Origin of the sequence: Bifidobacterium thermacidophilum subsp. thermacidophilum DSM 15837 (assembly GCF_000426425.1) — a bacterium.
GTDB classification, from domain to species: Bacteria; Actinomycetota; Actinomycetes; order Actinomycetales; family Bifidobacteriaceae; genus Bifidobacterium; species Bifidobacterium thermacidophilum.
Window position 1 is genome coordinate 92,818 of record NZ_AUFI01000008.1, and the last position, 25,100, is coordinate 117,917.

Sequence of the window (25,100 nt, forward strand, 5' to 3'; positions counted from 1 at the left end):
CATGTTCGGATAGTGTTATCGTCGCAGAAGCCCGCCAACAGTGCAACGACGCTGAAGATTTCTTTAGATTCGGCTTGAAACAGCCGGTATCGCATACACTGAAACCATGACGAACACAGATAATGCCCCCATGCCGCCCCGGCACCATAGCGATGTTTCGGCCCGCCGAGCCATGCCCCAAGGACATATCACCATTGGACTGGTCGAAAACGACCCGTATGCGTTTGCGCTGCTCCGGCCGCAGATCGAACGGCTGGACCCGCGATTCAGCATCCTGTGGGCGGTTTCGACTGGCGCGAAGGCAATCCACCATTGCCTGTTCACCTCCCCACGCCCCCAAGTGCTCGTCATCGATATGGGATTATCCGACATGCCCGGCACACGAGTATGTGAGATACTGCGGCAACACGGATGCACGGCCGGCGTGGTCGGCATCACCGCGCTAACAACCGCGGATTGGGCGACACGGCTCGCAGCATGTGGAGGGCAGGCGCTCATCGCGAAAGACCGGATTCCCGACAACCTGCGACCCGCAATCATCGACGCCGCGGCAGGACAGGCATATCAAAGCGAGGGCAACGGCACAAGCGGCCCGGAACATGCCGGCAACGCGGAGGAATATGCCTTCGACCGGCTTGTCACAAGAGCCACTGCAATCTATCCCAGCGTGCAAGCGGCCATCAACCGTCTCGCCAACACCGGGCAGGGTGAGGTCGGATCGGCGGCGGCGACAGCTACAGCTACGGCGTCAGCTCAGCCGCCGGCCAACCCATTGAGTCCCCGACAGCAACAGGTACTCGCCGCCTACGCCGCCGGCGAGACAACCGGCCGTATCGCCAAAACCCTGCACACCAGCAACGCCACCGTGTACGTGCATCTCCACGACGCACTCGCGCGGCTGGACGCCACCAGCAAAATCGAAGCCATTGACATCGCCAGAAAGAACGGGTGGATCCATATTGAGCAATACCAGCAATAACGGCAATAACACAGACGACAACGCCCGAGATGCCAAACCCGAAGCAAGCCTCCACGACACGCCAGCCCGCATTCGGCGGGACAACGGCATTCACCTGGCCATCGGGCGTCCGAACATGCCACTGCTCATCGCGACCATCGCCATCATCGCGATAACGGGCATTGAAACCGCGATATTGTGCGGAAAATGCGACCTGATGTCAGCCATCATGGTCATCGCAGCAACCGCCATCATCAGCGTCGCACTACTGTCCATCGCATGGTGGCCAGTCCAAGGCGCGTTCCTCACCATGGTCGTATGGATCGTCTGCTCACTGGTGCCACCGAGCACGCAGCTCCTGCCCCAGTCACTCTGGCTCGGTGTGCTGCTCGCCGTCATCGTGCTGGCACGCGTCAACGCATTCCTCGCCTTGGGCATGCTCGACTGCACCGTGCTGATTTCACTGTCCGCGGCGGCGCTAATCTGGCAAATCCGCATCGATTCGATGACATGGGGCGTCGCCATACTCATACTCGGCGTGGCGACACTGGCACTCGCGGGCATCGGCCTCGCACAATATCTCGAGAGGCAACGCAGGCGGCAGGAGCAGGACGAACGGGTGCACAGCCAGGAACAAGTCATGCTGCGTTTGCACGACGATGTCGCCAATCGGTTGAGTCTCGCCTCAATACGGGCGCATGACCTCGCGGGAAGCTCGTCGGACCAGCAATCCCGCGCGCTCGCCAAGGACATCGACGATGCGCTCGCCGGAACGCGCGATATCGTGCGAATGCTTGATACACAGGGCGAGGCCGGCAACGCGGATGATGAGGGATTCGAAGCCTGTGGCAAGACAGCGTCGATGGACGCATTCCAGCTCGTGAACAAGCATCTGCATGCTGGACACACGCTGCTCACCGAGCATGGGGGGGAAGGAGTCATTACCAACTCGATTACTGCCGGGACAACGGTTGACAAGGCACGAGCCGAGCTCATCGGCGACCTGCTCGACGAACTCGTCGTCAACATCCTGCGGTACGGCGACCGTGATGGCGGGTACGTGCTCAGTGTCGGATGCCGAGGCGACGATATGACCATCGCCTTGTGCGATACGGTAGCATCCGTGGCCGGTGCTCCGAAGGAATCAGAAGACCGGAAATCAGGGGTGGACGAGGTTCGGACGGTACCGGGCGTGACTACGGGCCGCTCTTCGAACGGCTCTTCGCGGGCTGCCATGGAAGGTTCCGCGGATGGTTCAACGAATGGCTCCGTTGATGGTCCCGCGGATGGCACGGCCGCATCGGGGACACGGCTGGGATTGAGCGGACACGCCCGGCTGATCGAGCATCATGGCGGGTCGATGACCTGGAATCAGGCCGACGGAAGCTTCAGCCTTGAAGCGGTGATTCCGTTGCACGATGATGCCCGGTGATGCCAGTGAAGCCGTTCACAGCGACCGTCACTGACAACCGGTTGCACTCGGGCGTGTGCCGGCAGTCACTGGGTTCGGGCACCGGCACAGGCATGGTTGCCATCATCAAATCGTGCGCGAATACTCGACAATCCGTCCGGTGACGTCTTTGAGATAGTCGATTGAACGCGTCCAATCGCCGGGAACCTCGATGGAATGGTTGGCGTTCGGGTACGTGCACACCCGTTCGGTGAGCAGATGCGCCTTGGGCTCATCGAAATACGGATCCGCGGTTCCCCCGCAAATCAGCGGTTTCGGCGCGTGCTCCGCACCCGGCAGTGGCGCGGGGATCACCGACTTGTGCACGTCGAAGGGCGGCGGGTTGAGCACCGGGGTCAGCAGCGCGACATGCAGGCCTTCCCTCGCCGCATGCGGGAAGGACAACGTGGACAAGGATTTCGTGACCACCAGCAGCTTCGGAGCGGAGTCCGGGGTGAGGGAGGAAACGCTGGAATCGGCGGAAGCGTTGGAATCGGCGTCAACAGCGGAATCCTGTGCATCGTCTGTGTCGCGATTGTCTGACGCATGTTGCGCGGCGATGGTCGCCCGAGCGACGGATTTCGCCTTCCACACGTCGATGACGCGTTCCATGCAGGCGATCATTTCGGGGAATTCGACGTCTTCGGTCAGAGTGAGCGCGAGACGGTCAACGTACCAGCCCTCGGCGGCGAGCGCCTGCGACGCCCAGTACAGCAACGGGCGATCGACGGTATAACCGATGCCCGGCATGATCAGCGCATGCTTGACGGTTTCCTCTGGTTTGACGCGGTCCTTGCCCCACGGAGTGAGCGCGGGGATGACGTTGCACCATTCGTTCATGGATGGCGTGGTGCTCTTCGTGTTGTGTTTCATGGCGCTTCCAGCTTCGCGCGACGCTTCGACAGCGGCGGTGTTCTGTGACGGCCGGCTCCTATGACCATCCGCTATCCGCGGCGTGATGCGACCGGCTAATAACACAACAGGCCGGTACCACACGCTCAGGGGCATCTTCCCCTGCTATCACGTCATCACGCAACCGCCCAGTCACACCACAGGCTCAACCAATCGCACCGGGCTCGCCCGGTCAATCACTTGCCGGCCGCCCAGGGCTTCCATTGCAGGTCGTCGAGCAGCTGGTTGGTCCAGGCAATCACTTGGTCGCCGGGCATGGGCCCCGAGCCAAGCGAGCCGGCGAACGGCGCCGGAATCGTCAGCGTGCGCGTGAGTGGCCGGTACTGGGCTCCCGTGTAGATGCGCTGCAATCGCATCATCAGGGATTCCGCCGGCTCAATCCCACGAATACGCACGTTCCGCCCCTGGGCGATGATTTCAGTGATACCAAGATCTCGCGCTTTGTTCCGCAGCCGGGCCACGGCGAACAGCGAATCCAGCTCTGCCGGAGGCTTGCCGTAGCGGTCGGTCAGCTCGTCGCGCACATCGTCGAGATCCTGTTCGCTCCTCGCCGAGGCAAGTTTGCGATACGCCTCAAGCCGCAGCTTGTCGGAATCGATGTAATCCACCGGAATCGACGCTTCGATCGGCAAATCGATACTGACGGCTACCGATTCCTTGCGCTCAGGCTCCTTGTACTCCTCGACCGCCTGCGAAACCATGCGCACGTACAGGTCGAAACCGACGCCCTCGATATGCCCGCTCTGCTCGTCGCCCAGCAAATTGCCGGTGCCGCGCAGCTCGAGATCCTTCATCGCCACATCGAAGCCCGACCCAAGCGACGTGTTCTGCGCGATGGTCGCGAGACGGTCGTGCGACTGCTGGGTCATCGGCTTGGACGGGTCGTACAGGAAGTACGCGTACGCGCGTTCCCGTCCTCGGCCGACACGACCACGCAGCTGATGCAGCTGGCTTAATCCGAAACGGTCGGTATGGTCGACGATTAGCGTGTTCGCGTTTGATATATCCAGCCCGGTCTCGACGATTGTCGTGCATACGAGCACGTCGATATCGCGATGCCAGAAATCGCGGATGATTGCGTCGAGTTGCTTCTCTCCCATCTTGCCGTGCGCGACGCCGATTTTCGCCTCGGGCACCAGTTGGTGGATCTTGTCTGCCGTGGCACTGATGGAGTCAACGCGGTTGTGCACGTAGAACACCTGGCCGCCGCGCAACAGCTCGCGCCTGATGGCCGCCGTGACCTGTGCGTCCTCGTATGCGCCGACATACGTGAGCACGGGCAGACGGTCCTCGGGCGGGGTGGCGAGCGTGGACATCTCGCGGATGCCGGTCACCGCCATTTCCAGGGTGCGTGGAATCGGCGTCGCCGACAGGGACAGGACGTCGACGTTCGTGCGCAGCGCTTTGAGCGTTTCCTTATGCTCGACGCCGAACCGCTGCTCCTCGTCGATGATCAGCAGCCCGAGATCCTTGAACTTGATTTTCGGGTTGAGCAGCTTGTGCGTGCCGATGACGACATCGACCGACCCGTCTTCCAGACCTTTGATGGTCTGCTTGATTTCCTTGGGGCTTTGGAAGCGGCTCATCGCGGCGACATCCACCGGGAAGCCCGAGTAACGTTCCGTGAACGTCTCGTAATGCTGTTGCACGAGCAGCGTGGTCGGTACGAGGACCGCCACCTGCTTGCCGTCTTGTATGGCTTTGAAGGCGGCTCGCACCGCAATCTCAGTCTTACCGAAGCCGACATCGCCACAGATCAGGCGGTCCATCGGCACCGGTTTCTCCATATCGGCCTTGACCTCGTCGATGGTGGTCAGCTGGTCGGGAGTCTCCTGATACGGGAAGGCGTCCTCGAGTTCCTTCTGCCACGGGGTGTCCGGGCTGAACGCGAAGCCTTTGGTGCGTTGGCGGGCCGAATACAGGCGTACGAGGTCCTGGGCGATCTCGTGCACATGCTTGCGGGCTTTCGCCTTGGTCTGCGCCCAGTCGGAGCCGCCGAGTTTGTTGAGTTTGGGGGCGTCCGAGCCGATGTATTTGCTGACCTGGTCGAGCTGGTCGGTGGGAATGTACAGCTTGTCGGCGGGCGCATTGCGTTTACTGGGCGCGTATTCGACGACCAGGTATTCCCTCGTCGTTTTCGCGCCGGCAGGGCCGATTTGGCGCTGCTGCATACCGGTGTACCGGCCGATGCCATGCTGCTCATGAACCACGTAATCGCCGGGTTTGAGCTCCATCAGGTCGATGGCCTTGCGCCGGCGCTTCGGTGTCTTGGTTTGCCCGACGGCGCTGGAACGGCCGGTCAGGTCGCGTTCGGTGAGCAGGGCGATTCGCGCGTCCCGGTCCACGAACCCGTCGACGGCTCGCGAACGTAATACGTCAAAGCGCGTGATGCCGGTCTCGTTGACGGCTCGTTTGAGTCTGGCGAGCGTTCCTTGGGCTCCGGCGGTGATGGTCACGACGAATCCGGCGTCAATCAGCCCTTCAATACCGGTGGCGGCTTTCGACTCGTCGCCACGGTATTCTTGCGGGGAGCTTGCGCCGATGCGCACATTGCCCGGCAGGCCTGGGTCCACGCCGAAATCAGCGAGTTTCCACACCTCATCGCGCGAATAGGCGAGCGAGCTGACGGTCTCCTCGTAGTCGAGGAAACTCGCCTGGTCGAAGCTGATCGGCGCGCCTGCCCCATGGCCGCTGGCGGCGACATGCCAGCTGGCGGCGAGGAATTCGTTGGCTGTTTTCGTCAGGTCGTCCGCTGCCCGGCGCAACCGTTCCGGGTCGGAGAGCATGATGACCGCACCTTGGGGCAGCATGCGCTGCACCGGCTCCATGTTGTCGATCAGCGCAGGCATCAGGGATTCCATGCCTTCCACGGGGATGCCGTCCGCGATGGAGGCGAGCATGTCCTCGGCGTTGGGAATCTGCCCGATGAGTGATTTCGCGCGGTCACGCACCGCTTGCGTCAGTTGCAGTTCACGGCATGGCGTCGCCCAGACGGCGTGCAGGCCATCGCCGTAAGTGCGCTGGTCGGAGGCATGGAATTCCTTGATGGTGTCGATTTCATCGCCGAAGAATTCGATGCGGACCGGATGAGCGATGGTCGGCGGGAACACGTCGAGGATACCGCCGCGCACCGCGAACTGTCCGCGGTCCATGACCAGATCGACGCGGGTGTAGGCGTTCTCGACAAGACGGGCCGCGGCCTGGTCGAGCGGAAGCTCCTCCCCCGCCGTAAAAACCAGCGGTTCGACATCGCCCAACCCGGCGACGACCGGCTGGATGAGCGAACGCACCGGCATGACCAGAATCTTGATCGGTCCAAACAGGGCGTTCCCGGGTTCCGGATGTGTCAAACGGCGGAATACCGCCATACGGGACGCGACCGTGTCTGCACGCGGGGAGAGCCGTTCATGCGGCAGCGTCTCCCAGGCCTCAAGTTCCGCGATATCCTGCGGATCGCCGTCATACCAGCTGCGAATCGCCTCAACTGTCTCCTGCGATTCCCGTCCCGAAGGCACGATGACAACGACTGGGACTCGCTGTGCGGTCGCCGCTGCGAGAGCCGGACGAATGCCGGGCACGGCTTCCACATTGAGCATCGGCTCGCTGCCCTCATTCGCAGGCACGTCGACCAGTCCGTGCGACAAATCATGGAAGGACCGGTCGTGATCGAGCTGGTCGAGCAGTCCGGAAAGTGCTCCGGCGGTCGGCACAACAGGCGGAACCGCGGGCGCGGCGGGAGCAGCGGCGGAAGCGGACGGTGTCGCAGGCGTATGTTGCTCATCGGCCATTGAACTGCTCCTGCGCGCGGCTCAGACCAGAGAAGATAATGGTTTCAGCGGCATCGGCACCATCGGCGAGGAATTCAGGCAGCTGCTTGCGCTGGTCCGGGCCGAATCCGCCCAACACCCAGTTGACGGTGTTGTCATGCGCATTCGGGCCGCGACGAGCATGCCCCACTCCAAGCCGCACACGCGCGTACGCATTGGTACCGAGCGAACGGTCGATGGACTTGATACCGTTGTGTCCGCCGGCGGAACCACCTGCCTTGACTTTGATACGACCAAATTCAAGATCCATATCGTCGTGGATGACCACGACATGCTCAGGCGGGATCTGATAGTAGGAGCTGATGGATGCCACCGCAGTACCCGATTCGTTCATGTATGTGAGTGGTTTGGCGAGGAAGAACTTGATCGACTTGCCTTGCAGGTTCATTACGCCCTTGCCGAGCATCGCGATGCCCTTATGGTCACTGAAGTTCACCGACCAGCGTTCGGCCAGGACATCCGCCGCCATGAATCCCATATTGTGCCGGGTGCCCTCGTATTGCTTGCCCGGGTTGCCCAAACCTACCACCAGCCAGAAATCAGAGACCATGCCGTTCCTCTCCCTCATCGCCGCCGCCCGCCGCATACCGGGCGCGGCTCATCATGCAATCATTCGCTACCAGAATGGCCAATCCTAACCGCCACGGCTGACTCGCCTGCGCGGCACCAGCCTGCGATCCGCGACGGCCGAACATTCATGATGCCTGGTATTTCAGTCGTTGTCCAGCGGCAACCACCAGTAGGACATATCAAGATACCGCGTGCCGTCGAAACATGCACGGGGCAGAAAACCGTACCGTTCGAACCCGAAATGGTTCATCAGCGCGACTGAGCCCGCGTTCGACGCGAAAATCAGGGCGGTCGCGATGCGGTAACCGCGCGTACGCGCCGCGTCGAGCAGCCATGCGACCACAGCCGTCCCGTACCCACGGTGGCGGGCCCGCTCATCGACGTAATAGCTGAGTTCCACCACGCCGTCGTACGCTTCGCGCGGATGGAATTTCGACAGCGACCCGAAGGCCACGACACGCTCGGATGCATCTTCAAGCACGACCACCGGGTAGCGGTCACGCGGCTGGTGCGAATCCACCCACTGCCTGCGCTGCTCGAGGGTGCGTGGCACCAGATCAGCGGTCGAACCGCCGGCGACCACCGCTTGATTGTATATATCGGTAATCGCCTGAAGGTCGCTCTCCCGCGCGTCGCGGATGGTGACCGGTTGATGCTCAGCGGACCGTTCGCCGTTCACATTGCCTCCCTGATGCCCGTATGCCGTCGTATCCGACGCCGGATTCGGTTCGACGATATTCCATCATGACGGCATGACCGCCGAGACGCAGGGCCGCCGACAACACACCGCTACGCGACCCGCAACCCGCACGACATGCGACTTGCAATTCGCGACTGAGCGCCGTTACTTTGCCAAACGCTGGGACAACGCGGAAATGCCGTCGGTGAACATGTTGAGGAACCTCATGGAATCCACGGCGATCGCCACATGCGTGCACGACGCCGTCGGATCGTTGAGACGCGTCATATCGCCGATGGTACGGCCGCGCACACCCTGGCGGTCACCGGTCGCCAAATCGACCCGCAGCGCGATATCGAAAGTCTGTACAAGCGTCGGATCAAGCGCGGCCGCCACAGCGAGTGGGTCATGTACAGGCGCGCCGACGGAGAATGCTGGGTCGGCTTCCTTGTTCGCTTTGATCATGAAGGAGGCGAGATCGGCGAAGAACCCGCCGACACCGCCATCGATCTGAGACCACGGCTCAGTCAGCTCCGACGACAGCAGGCACCGATGGGTGACATCCAGGCCGATCATCGTCACATCCGCCTGGGAGCGCAATACCAGATTGGCAGACTCGGGGTCCTGCATGATGTTGGTTTCGCTGACCATATCGAAGCAATTGCCCTGCTGGGTCAGGGCCCCGCCCATCATCACGAGCCGCAATTGGGGCGCGATATCAGGGGCGAGAGTGATGGCGGCGGCGATGTCGGTCAGTGGGCCGGTCGAAATCACGGTCAGGTTCTTGCCCCACTGACGGACACCGTCGATAATCGCTTTGACACCCGCAGTGTCGCCCGGCATAACCCCCATCTCGACCTTGCCATATTCGTCGGCAAGTGCGCCAAGCATGTTCCGTCCACGCTGCGGCCCCGAGGTGTCGACGGGTTGCTTGGGCAGATATCCGCCAATCGAAATAATCGGGGATGACAGTTTCGCCCGCACGTCAGGCTGGGCGGATTGCACCGACAGCGCCTCGTCCTGCCATGATGCCTGCCGCTGCTTCTTCTTCGCTTCCTTCTGATTGTCGCCGAATATACCGGCGGAGACGGTCCCGGCGGCGGTGAAATCGATGTTGTTCGAGGAGAAGTCGTAGACCGCGCCGTTGTACAGCACGGACGCGGTGCCGCCTGCCGTGGTCTCCATGCGCGCGTAATCGTCGATATTCAAGTCGGCGATGCCGTTGTCTCCATGGAAATGGGCGCAGGCCTTGTCCGCGGCGAATCCTTCCGCCCATGAAGGGCAACGGCACCCGTCCAGCACCGGAATCTTCGAACCGCCAAGGAGGTTGAGCACGTCACGCGCGTTCTGCTGCGCCACCGACTGGATGACATTGCCATACGTGGCGACGACCGATACCAGCCGCTCAGGCGCATACGCCATCAGCAGGCCGATGGCGAGCGCGTCATCGGTGCCGGTGTCAGCGTCCAAGATGATGGGTGCGGTGATGTCCTGCGAATCGCCGGCAGCCCCTGCCTCAGCGGTGTCACCAGTGTCACCCGTCTGGTTCTGCGGATCCATGATCTTTTCTCCCTCGACTGTTCGGCGGGCATCCTACCCGCACGAATCACATGGCGTCAATCCCCATGATATCGCGCGCTGGACAAATTCCAACCGATGGACAGGACAATCCGGCCAACACGCGCCGTCAGGGGCGTGATTATTGCGCGAGGAAACGGTCGGTGACGAGATTCTTGGCCTTCGGAGCAGTGCGTACCACCTTGCCGGAGGCGTCCGTGTAGGCGCCGGCGTTCGCAAGGAAGTCGAAATACTGCTGCGTGGAGACGGTGTCGTTGGTGCCGAAGACGAGTTTGTCTGAGGCGATGTCCTTCGGGTTGCCCCAATACTGGCCGTCTACGATGACATGCATACTGCGTTTGACAAAGGCGAGTTTGAGATTGGCTTCCGGGGCTTCGTCCACGAGGATCTGCGCCGCCTTGTCGGGATGCGCGTACGCGTATTCGTACCCTTGCTGTGCGGCCTGGGTGAAGGCTTTGACCAGTTTCGGATTGTTCTTGATGGTCTTGCTATTGGTGATGATGCCGATGGAGTCCGCATTGCCGGGCACCCCGTAGTCAGGCTCGGTGAAGCAGTTGAGCTTCGGGCCGTACATATCGGCCTGAACGCCTTCCCAAGTCGCGTAGAACCCGCCGAAATCCGCTTTGCCGCTGGACAGGGTCTGGAATGTGGACGTGCCGACCGTCACCTTGTCGAATTGCCCTTTGCCGCCATCGGTTTTAATCATCTGCTTGATGACCGCGTCGGATTCGTTCGAGCCGAAGGTGGCGAAGGTTTTCCCGTCGAAATCCCGCGGGCGGGTGATGGACGTGTTCGAAGCCAGAGAACACCAGATGGCGCTCGGCTTGCGCTGCACTTGCAGCACCTGCTTGAGCGTGGCGCCTTTGAGGCTGTAGGTGGAGACATTGGTGAGATTGGACAGGGCGAAATCCGCGACACCGTTGTTGACCGACTGTTCGGCGCCTGCCTGGGCGACGGCGACGATATCGACGGCTAGACCGGCTCGTTTGAAATACCCGTTGTGTTTGGCCACATACACGCCGATATGGTTGGTGTCGGGCGCCCACGAGAGCATGAAGGTGGTTTTGGTCAGTCCGTTCGCGGATGTTCCGGCGGTGCCACACGCGCCGAGGGACGCGATTACGGCGATGGCAAGCGTGGCGGCGAATCCTGCACGAATGCGGCTGATGATGGATGTTGTGGTGCGCTGCCGTGCACGGGCAGCCTGTGGCAGATGGCTCATATGATGTCCTGGATCATGACATGTTCCGTTCTCTGGATTCGGGCGGATTCGGCAGAGAACGAACGTGAGGGCCGGCCCCGCCTGCCCCATGTCCCCGCCCGGCCGTCATGATGTCATGCGCGTTGACCACGGCCGGATGGTTTGCCACACATGGGCACGCAAGCGATGTCAAGGATATCTTCAGCCGTGGTCATCCTTGTGAGCGGGCGATTGCCTGTTGCGGACCGGACGCGGCAGACGGCGGTGGTAGGTGTGTTGGCTCCGCTTGCTACGCAATCATCATTCTCGGCAATATTCCGGTCGCTTTCTTCCAGCCATCGCCGTCAGGAACGGTTCACCGCGGCAACGGCCCGGACCAGGTTTTGATCACCGATTGTGGGACGCGCGAGGCATCGAACCGGTAATGCCCAGTGACCTCCATATGCGTGCGGAACGCGAGATAATCGTTCTCCCGCTGTTTCTGTCCCATGTTGTGAATGATCAGCGGCATACCTTGCTTGTCGCGCCGGTCAGAGACGATGCCGATGTGCCGGGTATGTTCGAAGACGACGATGTCACCTTGTTCCCAGTCATTGCCGTGAATATCCGTGCCGAGCGTCACGCCGTAGGTGCTGAAAAAGACGTCAAGCACGCCGGTACGACGGAAATCGATATTCGGGTCGGGCTTGGAAATCACACGCGGGTAAGCCTGCGGTCGGGCAGCGATGTCGGCGTCGACCATGGCTTTGAGGTCGTACCCGGCGTTGGCGAACGCCCGCCAGACGACATCGGTACAGGCGCCACGGTCGGACGGCGGATACCCGCCCTGATAGTAGCCCGTATCGTAGGTCGGCATCGCCTCAGCGTCTTTGCGGGCACCGTGGACGATATCCGTGTAATCGTCCACGCCATTGCCGTTTGCGTCCACGCTGCTGGTGAATGTCGGCGAGGAAGAAGGCAGGTTCACGGCTGGGGTGGCGCCGATGTCGCCGGCTTGCCCCCTGCGCGCGCATCTCACCCACAGACACGCCCCTGCGACCAATGCCACGACGACGAGCATCACAATGACGGACACGACAATCCGTCTGCCTCGCTGGGGACTACCGGCCCGCGTGTATGTGCTGCCATCTGCCCTGATATCCGCCCTATGCTGCGGCATTCTGCTCTCCCATCCCGCCAAGATACGTTCCATTGTGCCACTCCTCGGGCCGCAACGGCGACAAACCCGGCGAATTCGTCTGCGGTCTGCGGGTTCGTGATAATGGAATTAGCAACGATTCTTCCGGCCGTCCGGCACGCGGGCTCCTCACCTTACTGCGTTCCCCGGCGGCGTGTGCGTCCCTGGCGCGGAAAGCAAGGTGATTATGGCTCGTCAATCACGTCAATCCCATCCCTCCCGCCGATACCTGCGATGGCTGCCCACGTTCGCGGCGGTGCTGGCAATTCTCGTGATATGGCAGGTATGGGTCGAGGCCGCGCATGTACCGCAGACCGTCATGCCCTCCCCCACGCAAATCGTGGATGCGACGGTGGAAACATGGCCGACCTTGTGGCCGGCAACCTTGACGACCCTTGAGGAGGGCGCGATCGGTTTCCTGTTCGCCGTGGCGGCGGGCATTATGGTGGGGGTCGGCTGTTACGCTTCGAAAACCTTGGATGCTGCGCTGTTTCCGCTGCTGTACGCCGCACAGACCATGCCGCTGATTTCCATCGCCCCGCTGTTCCTGATTTGGTTCGGCTTCGAAACGAGCGGGAAAATCGTAATCGTCGCCGTATTCGGGTTGTTCCCCATCGCCGTGCAGACCATCCGCGGGCTCAGGGACGTGCCGCGCTACTACGTCGATGTCGCGCTGACCTGCGGGGCCACCCCGGTGTGGACGCTGTGGCATGTGAAGCTGCGCGTCGCGGCACGGCAGATTTTCGGCGGCATCCGCATCAGTGCCGCCTACACATTCGCAACCGCCGCCACGGCGGAATACCTGGGGGCGCGACGAGGGCTCGGCATCTGGCTGCAGGCGGCGTACAACTCCTTCCGCATGCCGCTCATTTTCTCGGCTACATTCATGATCATCGTGCTGACCTGCGTGTTGCTCATCGCGGTGTCCTTGACGGAGCGAGTGCTGCTCGGCCCCGCGGACGAGGATGAGGACCCGGACGCCGACCAGCTGTGACCGCGCCGGGTATCGCTGCGACATCGGCGAATGCACCCACTGCCGAACCCGAACCACACAAGCTTCTGCCGACGCTGAGACCGCCGTCAGGGTTGGTAGAAGCTTGTGTAGACGCTGACAACGGACACCTCGTGCCGTTTGCCGACGCTGACGGTTCATTTGCGTCGCAAAAGACTCTCTCATCGCTAAACACGCGATCGGGGCAGACTGCCCAACCGGTCGTTGTGTGAGCCAATCCTCACACAATGACGGGCGGAATGCATCGGCCCCGCCGCACTGATGCGTACGGCGGGGCCGAGACGGCCGTCACAGCTTGCGACGACTACTTGCTGGCCGAGGTCTTATTCTCCTCCTCGATGGCCTTGTTGATGGCGTCCTCCAACTGCTGCTGTGCCTTACCGTACGCAGCCCAGTCGCCGGATTTCATCGCGGCGTCAGAATCCTTCATCGCCTGCGCGGCATCGGCAAGCGCAGACTTCAGTGCCTCGCTCTGTGAACCACTCGATGAGGACTGGCCTGTCGTTCCTGACGTACCGCTGGATTCCCCGCTGTCTGCTCCGGAGGAACCAGACGATTCCGACGACCCTGCCGAGCCGGCTGCCCTGCCGTCCGACGCCGCGCGATTGTCGACATCGCCCGCATCCGCGCCTGAATTGCCTCCGAACACTTGGTCGAGCGCCTGATCGAGTGTGTCGGCGAATCCGACCTGGTCGCCGAACGCGACGAGCACCTTCTTGAGCAACGGGAACTGCGTCGAACCGCTCGACTGCACGTACACGGGTTCGACGTACACGAGTCCGCCACCGAGCGGCAAGGTGAGCAGGTTGCCGCGTTTGACGGTGGTAGAGCCGGATTCAAGCAGGTTGAGTTCCTTGGATACATCGGCATCCGCGTTGAAGTTGTTCTGCGCCTGGCCGGGCCCGGGGACGTTCGAATCCTTGGGCAGTTCCTGCAATCTGATGGTGCCGTAGTTCGCCCCGATCTTGCCGGCGGTAGTGCCTGCATCGGAGTCCACGGAGAGGAAACCGGTGAGGATCTCACGTGTGGAGGTCGAGGAGCCCGCCGGGATGAACGAAGATGTCAATGAGAACACCGGCGCTTTGGACCCTCCGGTCTGCAAAGTCAGATAGTAGGGCGGCTGGAGCACGTCCTCCTTCTGAGCCTGCTGTGATTCGGTCGGGTCGACCGGCGACTGCCAGAAATCCTCACCGGAGAAGAACTGGCTCGCGCTGTCCACATGGTATTTGGTCAGCAATTGGCGCTGGACCTTGAACAGGCTTTCCGGATAGCGCAAATGGCTCATCAAATCGCCGGAGATCTCGGAGATTTGATGGTAGTTGCCTGGGAAGATCTGTTGCCAGGCCTTGAGCACCGGGTCGTTCGGATTCCACGCGTACAGAGTGACCGAGCCGTCGTAAGCGTCAACAGTGGCCTTCACAGAATTCCTGATGTAATTGGCGTTCTGCGACCCCAGCCCCTGCACGGTCTGCGAAGTGCGGGTTGTCGAATCCTGGGTCGCCGCGCCCAGATCGGTCATCTGCGAATACGGGTAGGCATCGGATGTGGTGTACCCGTCCACAATCCATTTGACACGCCCGTCGACGACTGCCGGGTAGACGCGCCCGTCCAACGTCAGGTACGGCGCCACCGCGGCCACACGCTCCTTGGGGCTGCGGTTGTACAGGATCTGCGACTGGGAGTTGACACGGTCGGAGAACAGAATCTGGTCGGAACCGAAACGAATCGCATACAGCACGCGCATGAAGATGTTGCCGACACGCGGACCGCCATTGCCGTCGAAGGTGTTGGTCGCGCCCTTCGAACCGGTCGGATAGTCGAACTCCCACGATGTGGTGCCTTCGGGCGCGCCGACAATCGAGTATTCGGGCGCGTTCGGCGAGAAGTAGATGCGCGGCTCGTAATGCTCCGACTCGGTGAGCTTGCCCTGGGTGGGGATGCCGGATTCGAAGAATTTCGGCTGGCCGTCCGCCGTGACCTTGTTGCCGTAGGCCGCGACCACACCGTAACCATGCGTGTACACCGTATGGTCGTTGACCCAGTTGCGGTTGTCGTTGCCGTCAAGATTGAGCTCGCGGGCGGCGATCACCGTGTCCTGGCTGGTGCCGTCAATGGTGTATTTGTCCACTGCCAGTGTGTCGGCGAAGGTGTAATACTGCTTGGACTGTTGCAGCTGCTTGAAGGTCGGCGAGACGATTTGAGGGTCCAGCAGACGGATCTGCGCGGTGCTTTCCGCGTCGGAGCTCAGTGCGCCGGATTTGCCTTCCGTGGTCGCCGCATACTGTTCGACCTTGATACCGTCAAGCCCGTACGCCTGCTTGGTGGCGTTGATGTTGCGCTGGATGTACGAGGATTCCGCCTCCTGCGCGTTCGGGTTGACGCGGAAGCGCTGCATCACCGCCGGCCAGACACCGGTCAGCACAAGCGAGATGACCAAAGTCGAAGCGACTGCAATCACCGGGACACGCCATGCCTTGAGCGCCGCCCGAGCACGTACACCGACCGGTGCAGGCCCCTCGAGCTGGTGCGAACGCATAAGCCAGATGCCCAGCACTACGCCGAGTATGGCCGTTAACGCCGCCATGATGAAGGTGACGGGAATCGTGGCATGGACGGTGGTGTACGTAGCGCCGGTGATCCGGTCACCTTGTGCGGTGAGGCTGGAGAACACGCCAAACACCTGATTCACGGCCCACACGAGCATGTTGAGCATGAGCCACACACTGATCTGCCGGCGCGCATGCTTGGTGATGGCGAACAGGCCGTGGCCTTTGACCGGCATGGTCAGTCTGATGCCGCCGACCAGCGCGTGCGTGACCACGGAAAAGATGATTCCCACGAGCAGCAGCATCGCGACGGCGGACATCACAAGTCTCAAGCCTGGGAGCACGAAGACGTAGAAACCGTTGTCGATGCCGAATTGCGGGTCTTTGGTGCCGAAGCGCTGCGCGTTGAACATGAGCAGAATCTGCGACCAGTTCGAGTTGAACTGCGAGCCGAACGTGATGCCCACAATCAGGGAGACCACGACTGCGACACGCGTTGCGGTACAGGTACTCACCCCTTTGCCGATTTCGATGACACCGCCGTTGATTCGTACCGTGGAGCCGTCAGCACCGCTAGGACGCGTGCGGATGGCGAGCACTGCGGCAATGAAGCTGACCAATGCCATGAGCAGCGCATAGGCGGCCCACAAGCCCACTTTCACACCGAGCTGCGTCCAGATCACACGTTGGAAGCCGAGTTGGTCGAACCACATGACATCCGTGATGAACCGGGCCAAACCGAAGAACAATCCGACGATCACGACGATGACAGCGATGATGCCAAGGGCGATTGTCGAACCGTTGTGCCTGCGCACTTTCGGCCGTTTCGCCGCGCGGCGGCCAAGCCGGGGCACCGACGTATTCCCATGCGGCGCCTGGGCGTTCCCACCGCCCTGCGCATCCCCGTCGACCTGAACGTCAACGACCTCGGGGTCGTCGTCCTTACGTCCGGAATCGCCGGGGAAGCCGAACATCATGCCGAAATCATCAAACAAAGCCATATTCCCAGCCTACCGACCGGCAAGGAACAGCGAAACGCCCAGCTGAAACGAAGGACGATATGGTATAAGGCTGACCATCGATACGGCGATATCTACGGCAACCGTGTCTCTCGGCCGCATCGACGACCTCGACAATGTCGGCAAGCGGCGAAACACCGTCCGATTGCCCAACACTGCACTTGCAGACGCGATAGCCTGTAACCATGAGTACGCATCTGTTCAGCGCACGCGACATGACGTGCACCGTCCCCTCGCAGGACGGCGAGAAAACCATTTTCAAAGGGCTGTCCTTCGACATCGACGCCGGCGAGATCGTCGACCTGGTCGGCCCGTCAGGCACAGGGAAAAGCAGCCTGCTCACCGCATTCGCACGGCTCAATCCCCATGCCAGCGGCACCATGTTCCTCGATGGCCGTCCATCGACGGAATTCACACCGCAGCAGTGGCGGTGTAGCGTCGCCTATCTGCCGCAGAAGCCGGTGCTGATCGGAGACAACGTGGCCGAGGTCATTCGTTTGCCGTGGACCCTGGCGATCCGCAACGAGCAGGATGACAGCTCGTCTGACACGAATCACCCTGCTGACCCCCAAGCCCACGCCCGTACCCGCGGCAAACGGCATCGCAGCGGCATCTGGGGCGCGGTGCACAACGGCGTCGATATGCTGCCAGATGACAAAATTCGCGCCACCCTCGACGCCATCGGCTGCGAAGATATCAATCTTGGCAGGGCGCCGCACGACCTGTCAGGAGGGCAGGCGGCACGCGTGAGTCTCGCGCGCACGCTGCTGACAGATCCGAAACTGCTGCTCGCCGACGAGGTCGATGCCGGGCTCGACGATGACAACGCGGCAAAAGTCGCCGCCATCCTCAGCGACGCCGCACAACGCGGCATGGCGGTAATCCGCATCCGGCACCGCCCGCCGGACGGGGTCGCCACCCGAACCGTCACCCTCGACGAAGGAGGACTGCGATGAACACGATCAATCTGGCTTCGGCATGGGCAACTCTCCCGGGGAACACACCCCACGTCACTCAAACCGTGGCACAAACAGCCACGCAGACGACATCGGGCACCTCCTACCCCATCGACATCTGGGGCCTGCTCATCGCACTCGCGATGGTGATGGTCGCCTCCGGGCTGTCATGGCTCATGCATCTGGGCATCGGCAAAACGCTTCTGTGGTCCGCATGCCGCGCGCTCATCCAACTGTGCGCGATGGGCCTCATCATGGGCTATGTCATCAAATCCGGCAACCCGTGGCTGGTACTCGCCTTGGTCGCCGTCATGCTAGTGGCGGCCGTGCAAATCACCCTGTCACGCGCCAAAGGCGTGCCGAAGGGGCTTGCGGGCCCGGTGCTGCTGACCTTGGTCATCACCATGCTGCTCATGATTTCGATGGTCACGGAACTGGTCGTACGCCCCCACCCGTGGTATGCGCCACAGCTGGTAGTGCCACTGACCGGCATGCTGTTGGGCAATACGGTTTCCGCGCTGGCCGTAGGGCTGAGCCGCTTTTATGAAAGCATGAAGGAACGGCGGGACGAGGTCGACACGCTGCTGGCGTTAGGCGCGACACGCTGGGAGGCCGCACGGCCATCGGTGATTTCCTCGATCCGCCTCGGCTTGCTGCCGACCACGGCGTCGCTCGCCTCAAGCGGCATCGTGACCATCCCGGGCATGATGGCCGGCCAGGTCATCGCGGGCGGTGACCCGCTCAACGCGGCGAAATACCAGTTCGTGATTCTCGCCTCCATCGCCGCGCTCACTTTGCTTGCTGACACCCTGATCATGGTGATGGTGTATCGCACCTGTTTCACGGCCGATGACCAGTATCGCGACAAGCCCGTGGTCGAGCGTGGGAAGAAGCGGTGACGATTTGCTTGCCGAGTGAATGTCAACAGTCAGGTAAGTCGGCAGGCAGGAACCGCATCAACTCGAGTACCGGGCAAACCGGGCGATACAACGTTTTGGGCCGCACCCCGGAATACGGGATGCGGCCCAAAACAGTAGGGATGCCATCCGGCGAATTCATGTACCCGCCGAGCAGCGTCATGGTCATTCAATCACAGCACATCCGGATCGTCCTTGGCGATTGTGCCGGTCGCCTTGCCGATGGCCTTGAGGCCGTGGTACATGACGAGCACGACGATCGTGCCGATGGCGATGCCGTTGAACTGCACGCCGCTGACCGCGAAGGTGAAGTCGGTGATACCGATAATCATCGTGACGGCCGCGGTCATCACGTTGACCGGCTTGTCGAAGTTGACATGGTTGTCCACCCAGATGCGCACGCCGATCATGCCGATCATGCCATACAGCAAGGTGGTCACGCCGCCGAGCACGCCGGCGGGAATGGTGTTGATCACGGCACCGAACTTCGGGCACAGGCTCAAAATCAAGGCGAACGCCGCCGCACACCAGTAGGCGGCCGTCGAATACACCTTCGTGGAAGCCATGACGCCGATGTTCTCGCCGTACGTAGTCGTGCCGGAGCCGCCGCCGAAGCCGGCAATCGCGGTGCCGATACCGTCGGCCATGAGCGCGGTGCCAATCTGGTTGTCATAATCGCGGCCGGTCATCTGTGCCACGGACTTGACGTGGCCCACGTTCTCGGCGACCAGCACGAGCACGACCGGAATGAACATCGCGAGAATCGAGAAATCGACCTGCGGCAGATGGAACTGCGGCAAACCGACCCAGGCAGCGCTTTCCACTGCCTTGAAATCGACCTGGCCGCGGGCGCACGCGTACGCATAGCCGACCAGTACGCCCAGCAGGATGTTCAGACGCCCGATCAAGCCGCGGAACAACACGCCGATCAGCAGGACGGCAACCAGCGTCACCACAGCCGTGTCCGGGGCCTTCTTGAAGTTCGTCCACACCGACGGGGCGAGGTTGAAGCCGATGATCGCCACAATCGCGCCGTTGACCACCGGAGGCATGATCTTGTCAATCCACTTGGCGCCGGCGAAATGGACAAGCACGCCCACCAAGGCGAGCAGCAGACCGGTGACCATGATGCCGAAGCTTGCGACCGCGATGCCCTTGTGGGCCGAGGCGACCGCCGCAATCGGGGCGATGAAGCCGAAGGAGCTACCGAGGTAGCTTGGCAGCTTGTTCTTGTTGATGAGCAGGAACAGTGCCGTCGACATGGCGGTGAAGAACAGGGTCGTCGACGGGTCGAAGCCGGTGAGAATCGGAACCAGGAAGGTCGCGCCGAACATCGCGATGACATGCTGGGCGCCGATACCTGCGGTGCGCGGCCAAGACAGGCGCTCGTCGGGTTCGACCACCTCCCCGGGTTTCAAGGTCTTGCCGTCACCATGCAGTTTCCATGTGAACAAGCCGCTACTCATCTACTGCTCCTTTGTCTTCTTGGAATTCGCCGGACGCACATGGCGCGCCGACGCCTTGCACAATGGTAGCGGTGTCGATGTCACGAGAGACGACAAGACCTCAAAACCCGCGGATTTTCAGGCGTGTCGCACTCTCGTCGTCTGGGTGCCGGCAGTCGGGACGCATCGGGCGGCAATACGGGTGTCACTTGGTGTATTGCGTCAGATGCGGGTCAACCGAATGCACGACATCAACCAGATCGCCATTCGACAGCAGCGGGCGCTGGAACTCGCGCCACGGTTCCACTTCAACCTCCCAACGGCCGGTCTGCTCGTCGAGCACCGGGCGGGCGGTCTGTTCCCAGCGCAGCCGTTCGGTCGTGCGGCCGGTGTGCGGGTCGCGGCGGGAATAATGCAGGCACGTGCAGTTTGTGATCTTCCAATCGTCGCTGTCCGCGCGGTGCATGAACTCCTCGTCGGAGAGGTCCTCGAGGGTGAGCATCATCGCCAGCATGAAATCGCCATGCGTGACCACGACCACCGATTCCGACTCGGACCGGCGGTCGAGCGAGGTGAGCAGGTTGTGCACACGGTCTTCGGCGACATCGGCAATCGATTCGCCTGCCGGCGGACGCCAATACAGCGGGTCGGTGCGTTTGAACAACCAGTTGCGCTCGTAATTGGTTTTGAATTCATCTTGCGTGATGGTGTTGATTTCACCCCACGACCGCTCACGCAGCACCCGGGTCTCCTCCCATTTCGCCTTGGGCAAGGCCATGGTGGCGGCCGTTTCGCGGGCGCGGACGTACGGCGAGACCAGATAGCGGTCGAATAGCTGCTGCTGGGAGACAAGCCAGCGGCCGATGCAATCAGCCTGGCGACGGCCGGTCGCCGTCAAACGCCACGAACGATCCGGCACCGTCACGTTATCCTGCGTGTACAGGGAGGTATCGCCCTGCTCGCCGGCCTTGATGATGACATTCGCCTCGGATTCTCCGTGCCGGATCACATACAAATCAAGCGGCATCCCCATAGGCGCTCCTTTCCGAACAATGCGTCCAGACCGCGACCACGCGGCCAATTCCTGATACTACGCTATCGCAACATCCCGGGACCATGCCGACGAATCCGCGGGGCGAGAACAAATGACACCGACAATTCACCGCGCGTCGATCAGACGGTGTTTATCGGGGGTGTTATCAGACGGTGTTTATCGTCCATGTGGCGGCACCGTCAGATAGTGTTCCGCAGACTGCAGCGTCCGGCAGACGGTGTCCATCTGACAGCATCACCGGACAGCGTCACCAGACGGTGCCCGTCGCCCATCAGACACGTCAGCTGATATGCACGGGCGTGCCGTCAGGAACCTGATCGTAGAACCACTTCGCGTCAGACAAGGTCAGACGCACGCAACCGTGCGATGCCGGATGCCCGAGTTTCACCGCCTCGCTGACCACATACGTCCCCGCATCCTGCTTGGTGGGCACGGTGTGGAACAGGAAGACGTTGTTGCGGAAGGACACCCAATAGTCCGCGCCCCAGCCATCGGAGGGGTTGTAGAAATGGTCGCCCCGGCCGTTGATGGTGAAATCCCCGTGTGGAGTGCTGTCGTTGAGCCCCGTGCTGGCAATCATCGTGTAAATAGTCTTGCCGTTGGAGCACACGTACACCCGTTGGGCGGACAAATCGACCGTGATGCTCAGGTTCTTGTATTCGGACAGTTTCGGCTGCGCCCCGCCAGATGCGGCACGCCAATCGACGGTCGTGCCCTTGTTCTGGGCGTTGGTATGTGTGCCAGGGGATGCGTTAATCGCCGGTACTGCTGATCTGTTCAGTGTATGAGTACCGTCGGGGGCGGGAACTTTGCGGTGTACGACAGTAGTGGATGACCCGGATACAGCTCGGGTTGTCGCTCGCATATCCGCACGATGCTGCTGGATGGAGAAGAACCCGAAAATCAGCGCGATACATGCCAACGCCGCGAGAAGAACCCTGGCATTGCGGCGGAGCGGATGATCGCTCTGCCCGCTTCGATGCGGGAAAACCGCCATAGTCGCCTCCGTTCGTCTGCAGTACGCACGCTGAATTATGTCCCCGTGGTTGGTGTCGCCACGGGGGATTCATTCATGCCTTTCTACAATAACGGTATCCGCACCGATGACGCGCGGGTGGAGCCGTTTTCGTCGCTACAAGCCAAAGTTGACAAGGCGGATGGGAGATTGTTGCCGCGCGCGGGAGACTGGCAGGAATCGGTGCGAGATAGTCTACGCTCTCTCCCCGCCACCGCCCGGTAACCGCCTGCCGTGCAACACGACAGTCGCACCACGGCGGAGTTGAGCGCTTGCCGGCCAACTATGAATAGCGGAATCGTTGCTGCGAGAACACCAAAACAAGAATGACACCCGTCCTCCTCCGCCCTGCTCCCCACCAAAAAGGAAAGGAAACCACGGCGAGTTCTAGTGAACGTAGCAACTGTGCGGCGGCATGAACCCAGATTTCGCAGCAGGTCATGCACGAACCGCGCGTTGTGCCTCGAAATGAGGAGCGCAACGATTTGTTTACAGGCAGCGAATCGATTGCAACCGTCATCATGGAAATCACAGGTGTGGTATGGCTGTAGCAAAGCCTCAGTATGTTGGCGCAGCCGAGGGTCCGCCGGTCTCGGAGACCAGCTGCGATGACAATCGACGATTGCGTCAGCCGATCTTTCTGCAGCGCAGTAATGAGCTGGGTCGCACTGGCCACCGTCATGCCCTGCGGCCCGCGCGCAGAACATGCTTGTCCACTAATCGAGAAGGTCATCATGGCTAACGGACGTCATCGTCAACGAACGTCATCGTTAACGAACGTCATCATCAACGGACGTCATCGCCCAGCGTTGGACTTCTCTCGTTATATGCAGTTTGACGCGTAAACTCCCAGGGGTCTGATTTCGAGCATGTTGGTATTTCAACGTTTTCATTGTCGCATCAGCGCGAAACCCCGTCTTCGTCCATAAATTCCCGGGAGATTACCGCCATTGGCGCCATTCCCGCCAAAAGTCCCGGGAGTTTGCCGCCATTGTGACGTTTCCGTCAGAAGTTCCACGTACCGGACCTGTCGCGCCCGACTGCGCCGGCGAGCGCCCTCGAAAGTGCACTCTAAACGCACTCATTCGATGGCGACAACCGCCTGGAACGTGTCAGGAACGGCCTGTTCCGGTGCATTCAAAAACGGCGCGATTGCAACGTTTCGCAGGGTGGAATCGTTGGAATCGCGCCGTTTTGGCGGGGTGTGGGCGGTTACTTGGACACGTTGAACTTGAATTCGACGCGCCTTTTCAAAACCCAGTGTTCGCAACGGTTCCGGCGCTGTATGCTCGGCAAGGGCACACATCGGGCACTCTTTTTGTTTTGTTGCATAGATGATACAACACATGTCACGGATGTGGCGGCTTGCGTTTTGCAAGAGCACTCGCACCGCCGTAGGCCACGCAAGACCACGTAACAACGCGAAAACGCCCCGCACTCCTCAATCATGAGGGTGCGGGGCGTTTCGTTAGGCGAATGTGTCGTGAAAACAGTGGTTTGCGTCAATTTCTTGCAGATTCGCTGTTTTCTCGTGACGTTCGGCTCATGAATTCATGCGGATGGGGTTGTAGGCGACACCGAAGCCGCTGGCGAGGAAGCCGGCCGCGGTCGAGATGAAGCCGCCGACCTGCGCGTCGCCGAACATCATGAACGCGAGGCCGACCACCGACGCGACCAAGCCGGCCACGTAGATGATCGTGCGGACCGTGTCATTGAACACCGGGCGGTACCCGGTTGACTCGTCTTCCATGCTTGCTCCTTAGCTCTTAGAATCTGCCGTTGTTGAGGGTGTTTTGCAATGCGCGCGCCGTGGCGGGGCCGAACCAGCAGTCGGGGGTGACGCCCAGTCGGATCTGTGTACGGCGGATCGAGTCCGGCCCGTACAGGCCGTCCGGGTTCGCGCCGACCGCGCGCTGGACCGCGCGGATCAGCGCACTGCCTTGGCCGCCGTAGGTCACGCTGAGGAGGTTGGGGCGGCCGTAGGTGCGGCCGTCGGGGATGACCTGCCCGCTGACCACACCGTCGACCGGCGTGCCCATGATCTCCTGCCAGCGGCTGATGGTCGCACGGCCCGCGAGACCGTCCGCGGCCAGCTTGCCGGACGGTGCCGGCGCGGAAGTCGATGTATAGCGGAGGTAGCAGTTCCAAGGGTACGAATAATACGGCGAGATGTTGGTTTCGTGGCCGGTCTGGTCGCCCGGACGGCCGCCGGACGCGCGGCCACGCTCGTCAATCGACGCTTGGGCGAGACGGCCACCGCCCACGTAGACGGCCACGTGATGCACGTCGTTGAGGAGGATGTCCCCGACCTGCGGATGCCCGTCTGCGGGCAGGCGCCTCCAGCCGCGCGCCGTCAGATTCGCGGACAGGTTGCCCGTGTAGGTGGCGGTGCCGGTGTCGAATCCGGCCTCCCTGAGCGCGTGGATCACGAGACTGGAGCAGTCGCATGATCCGCCAGAACGGATATCCCACCGCCGCGACTGGTCGTAACCGAGGTATGCGACCGCGCACCAGTAGGTCATGCGATTCACCAAAGTCTGCACGCTTCCCGTCATGTTCATCGCCTCCCTTCGATGTCTTCGACGCTTTGTTCGAGCGTGACCGGCTTGATATCGTCTGGCGGCAGGCTGTCGCCCTGCGCCGGTTCCGTGGTTGTGTCTGTCATTGGTTCTCCTTTGGTTGGCGTGTGTAATCCCAGTCGCCGGTCTTCAACCGGCGCGAATAGGCGGCCTCCCTTTCCACTGGTTATGGAAAAGGCCACAGCCGGATGCCGTGGCCAAATCT

General features: G+C 61.5%; 19 protein-coding genes. 5 read left to right on the forward strand and 14 right to left on the reverse strand.

The features are described from left to right. The first annotated feature begins 106 nt into the window (after nucleotides 1–106). Nucleotides 107–979: a response regulator transcription factor gene (locus K315_RS0104390; protein ID WP_081666394.1), complete on the forward strand. Its 873-nt coding sequence runs from the start codon at nucleotides 107–109 to the stop codon at nucleotides 977–979. After that, entirely contained in the window at nucleotides 960–2,390 is a 1,431-nt protein-coding gene (locus K315_RS0104395) for a sensor histidine kinase (protein ID WP_029576357.1), read from the forward strand. Before K315_RS0104390 ends, K315_RS0104395 begins: the two co-directional genes overlap by 20 nt. Nucleotides 2,391–2,495: 105 nt before the next feature. On the opposite strand, the gene K315_RS0104400 is transcribed toward K315_RS0104395, so the two are convergent. From K315_RS0104400 to K315_RS0104430, 7 genes are all read right to left on the reverse strand, one after another. Next, entirely contained in the window at nucleotides 2,496–3,281 is a 786-nt protein-coding gene (locus tag K315_RS0104400) for a hypothetical protein (protein WP_029576358.1), read from the reverse strand. 215 nt (nucleotides 3,282–3,496) lie between these two features. After that, the gene (gene mfd, locus K315_RS0104405; protein WP_029576359.1) at nucleotides 3,497–7,108 is read right to left on the reverse strand and encodes a transcription-repair coupling factor; all 3,612 of its coding nucleotides are present in this window, start codon (nucleotides 7,106–7,108) and stop codon (nucleotides 3,497–3,499) included. After that, entirely contained in the window at nucleotides 7,098–7,697 is a 600-nt protein-coding gene (gene pth / locus K315_RS0104410) for an aminoacyl-tRNA hydrolase (RefSeq protein WP_029576360.1), read from the reverse strand. The genes mfd and pth overlap by 11 nt, the downstream gene beginning before the upstream one ends. Nucleotides 7,698–7,859: 162 nt before the next feature. Then, on the reverse strand, nucleotides 7,860–8,396 hold the full coding sequence (locus K315_RS0104415; protein ID WP_029576361.1) for a GNAT family N-acetyltransferase: 537 nt from the start codon (nucleotides 8,394–8,396) through the stop codon (nucleotides 7,860–7,862). A 165-nt stretch (nucleotides 8,397–8,561) separates the two neighbouring features. Next, nucleotides 8,562–9,956, reverse strand: a complete 1,395-nt coding sequence (locus K315_RS0104420) for a nucleoside hydrolase (protein WP_029576362.1) — start codon at nucleotides 9,954–9,956, stop codon at nucleotides 8,562–8,564. Nucleotides 9,957–10,095: 139 nt separating this feature from the next. Then, entirely contained in the window at nucleotides 10,096–11,196 is a 1,101-nt protein-coding gene (locus K315_RS0104425) for an ABC transporter substrate-binding protein (RefSeq protein WP_029576363.1), read from the reverse strand. A gap of 334 nt (nucleotides 11,197–11,530) precedes the next feature. After that, nucleotides 11,531–12,367, reverse strand: a complete 837-nt coding sequence (locus K315_RS0104430; protein WP_044085800.1) for a DUF1287 domain-containing protein — start codon at nucleotides 12,365–12,367, stop codon at nucleotides 11,531–11,533. A gap of 172 nt (nucleotides 12,368–12,539) precedes the next feature. Between K315_RS0104430 and K315_RS0104435 the strand changes: the two genes are divergently transcribed. Then, entirely contained in the window at nucleotides 12,540–13,346 is an 807-nt protein-coding gene (locus K315_RS0104435) for an ABC transporter permease (RefSeq protein ID WP_029576365.1), read from the forward strand. Nucleotides 13,347–13,668: 322 nt separating this feature from the next. Here K315_RS0104435 and K315_RS0104440 read toward each other — a convergent pair whose 3' ends face one another. Next, nucleotides 13,669–16,911: a UPF0182 family membrane protein gene (locus K315_RS0104440; protein WP_029576366.1), complete on the reverse strand. Its 3,243-nt coding sequence runs from the start codon at nucleotides 16,909–16,911 to the stop codon at nucleotides 13,669–13,671. A 203-nt stretch (nucleotides 16,912–17,114) separates the two neighbouring features. Here K315_RS0104440 and K315_RS0104445 point away from each other — a divergent pair, with 203 nt between their 5' ends. Continuing rightward, complete coding sequence (locus K315_RS0104445; protein ID WP_029576367.1) at nucleotides 17,115–17,885, forward strand: ABC transporter ATP-binding protein; 771 nt, start codon at nucleotides 17,115–17,117, stop codon at nucleotides 17,883–17,885. After that, nucleotides 17,882–18,784, forward strand: coding sequence for an ABC transporter permease (locus K315_RS0104450; RefSeq protein ID WP_015450335.1), 903 nt, complete (start codon nucleotides 17,882–17,884; stop codon nucleotides 18,782–18,784). Before K315_RS0104445 ends, K315_RS0104450 begins: the two co-directional genes overlap by 4 nt. A gap of 191 nt (nucleotides 18,785–18,975) precedes the next feature. Here the strand turns inward: K315_RS0104450 and K315_RS0104455 are convergent, their stop codons facing one another. The 6 genes from K315_RS0104455 to K315_RS0104480 all read right to left on the reverse strand — a co-directional run bounded on the left by K315_RS0104455 (nucleotide 18,976) and on the right by K315_RS0104480 (nucleotide 24,877). Beyond that, complete coding sequence (locus K315_RS0104455; RefSeq protein WP_029576368.1) at nucleotides 18,976–20,268, reverse strand: uracil-xanthine permease family protein; 1,293 nt, start codon at nucleotides 20,266–20,268, stop codon at nucleotides 18,976–18,978. Nucleotides 20,269–20,452: 184 nt separating this feature from the next. Further along, nucleotides 20,453–21,280 carry a histidine phosphatase family protein gene (locus tag K315_RS0104460; protein ID WP_015450331.1) on the reverse strand — a complete coding sequence of 276 codons (828 nt, stop codon included), beginning with the start codon at nucleotides 21,278–21,280 and terminating at the stop codon, nucleotides 20,453–20,455. A 301-nt stretch (nucleotides 21,281–21,581) separates the two neighbouring features. Further along, entirely contained in the window at nucleotides 21,582–22,298 is a 717-nt protein-coding gene (locus tag K315_RS09410; RefSeq protein ID WP_029576369.1) for a L,D-transpeptidase, read from the reverse strand. Between the two features lie 1,099 nt (nucleotides 22,299–23,397). After that, the gene (locus K315_RS10395; protein WP_155804617.1) at nucleotides 23,398–23,700 is read right to left on the reverse strand and encodes a hypothetical protein; all 303 of its coding nucleotides are present in this window, start codon (nucleotides 23,698–23,700) and stop codon (nucleotides 23,398–23,400) included. A gap of 159 nt (nucleotides 23,701–23,859) precedes the next feature. After that, the gene (locus K315_RS0104475) at nucleotides 23,860–24,066 is read right to left on the reverse strand and encodes a hypothetical protein (RefSeq protein ID WP_029576370.1); all 207 of its coding nucleotides are present in this window, start codon (nucleotides 24,064–24,066) and stop codon (nucleotides 23,860–23,862) included. A 16-nt stretch (nucleotides 24,067–24,082) separates the two neighbouring features. After that, nucleotides 24,083–24,877, reverse strand: coding sequence for an endolysin-like domain-containing protein (locus tag K315_RS0104480; protein WP_029576371.1), 795 nt, complete (start codon nucleotides 24,875–24,877; stop codon nucleotides 24,083–24,085). Nucleotides 24,878–25,100: the final 223 nt, after the last annotated feature.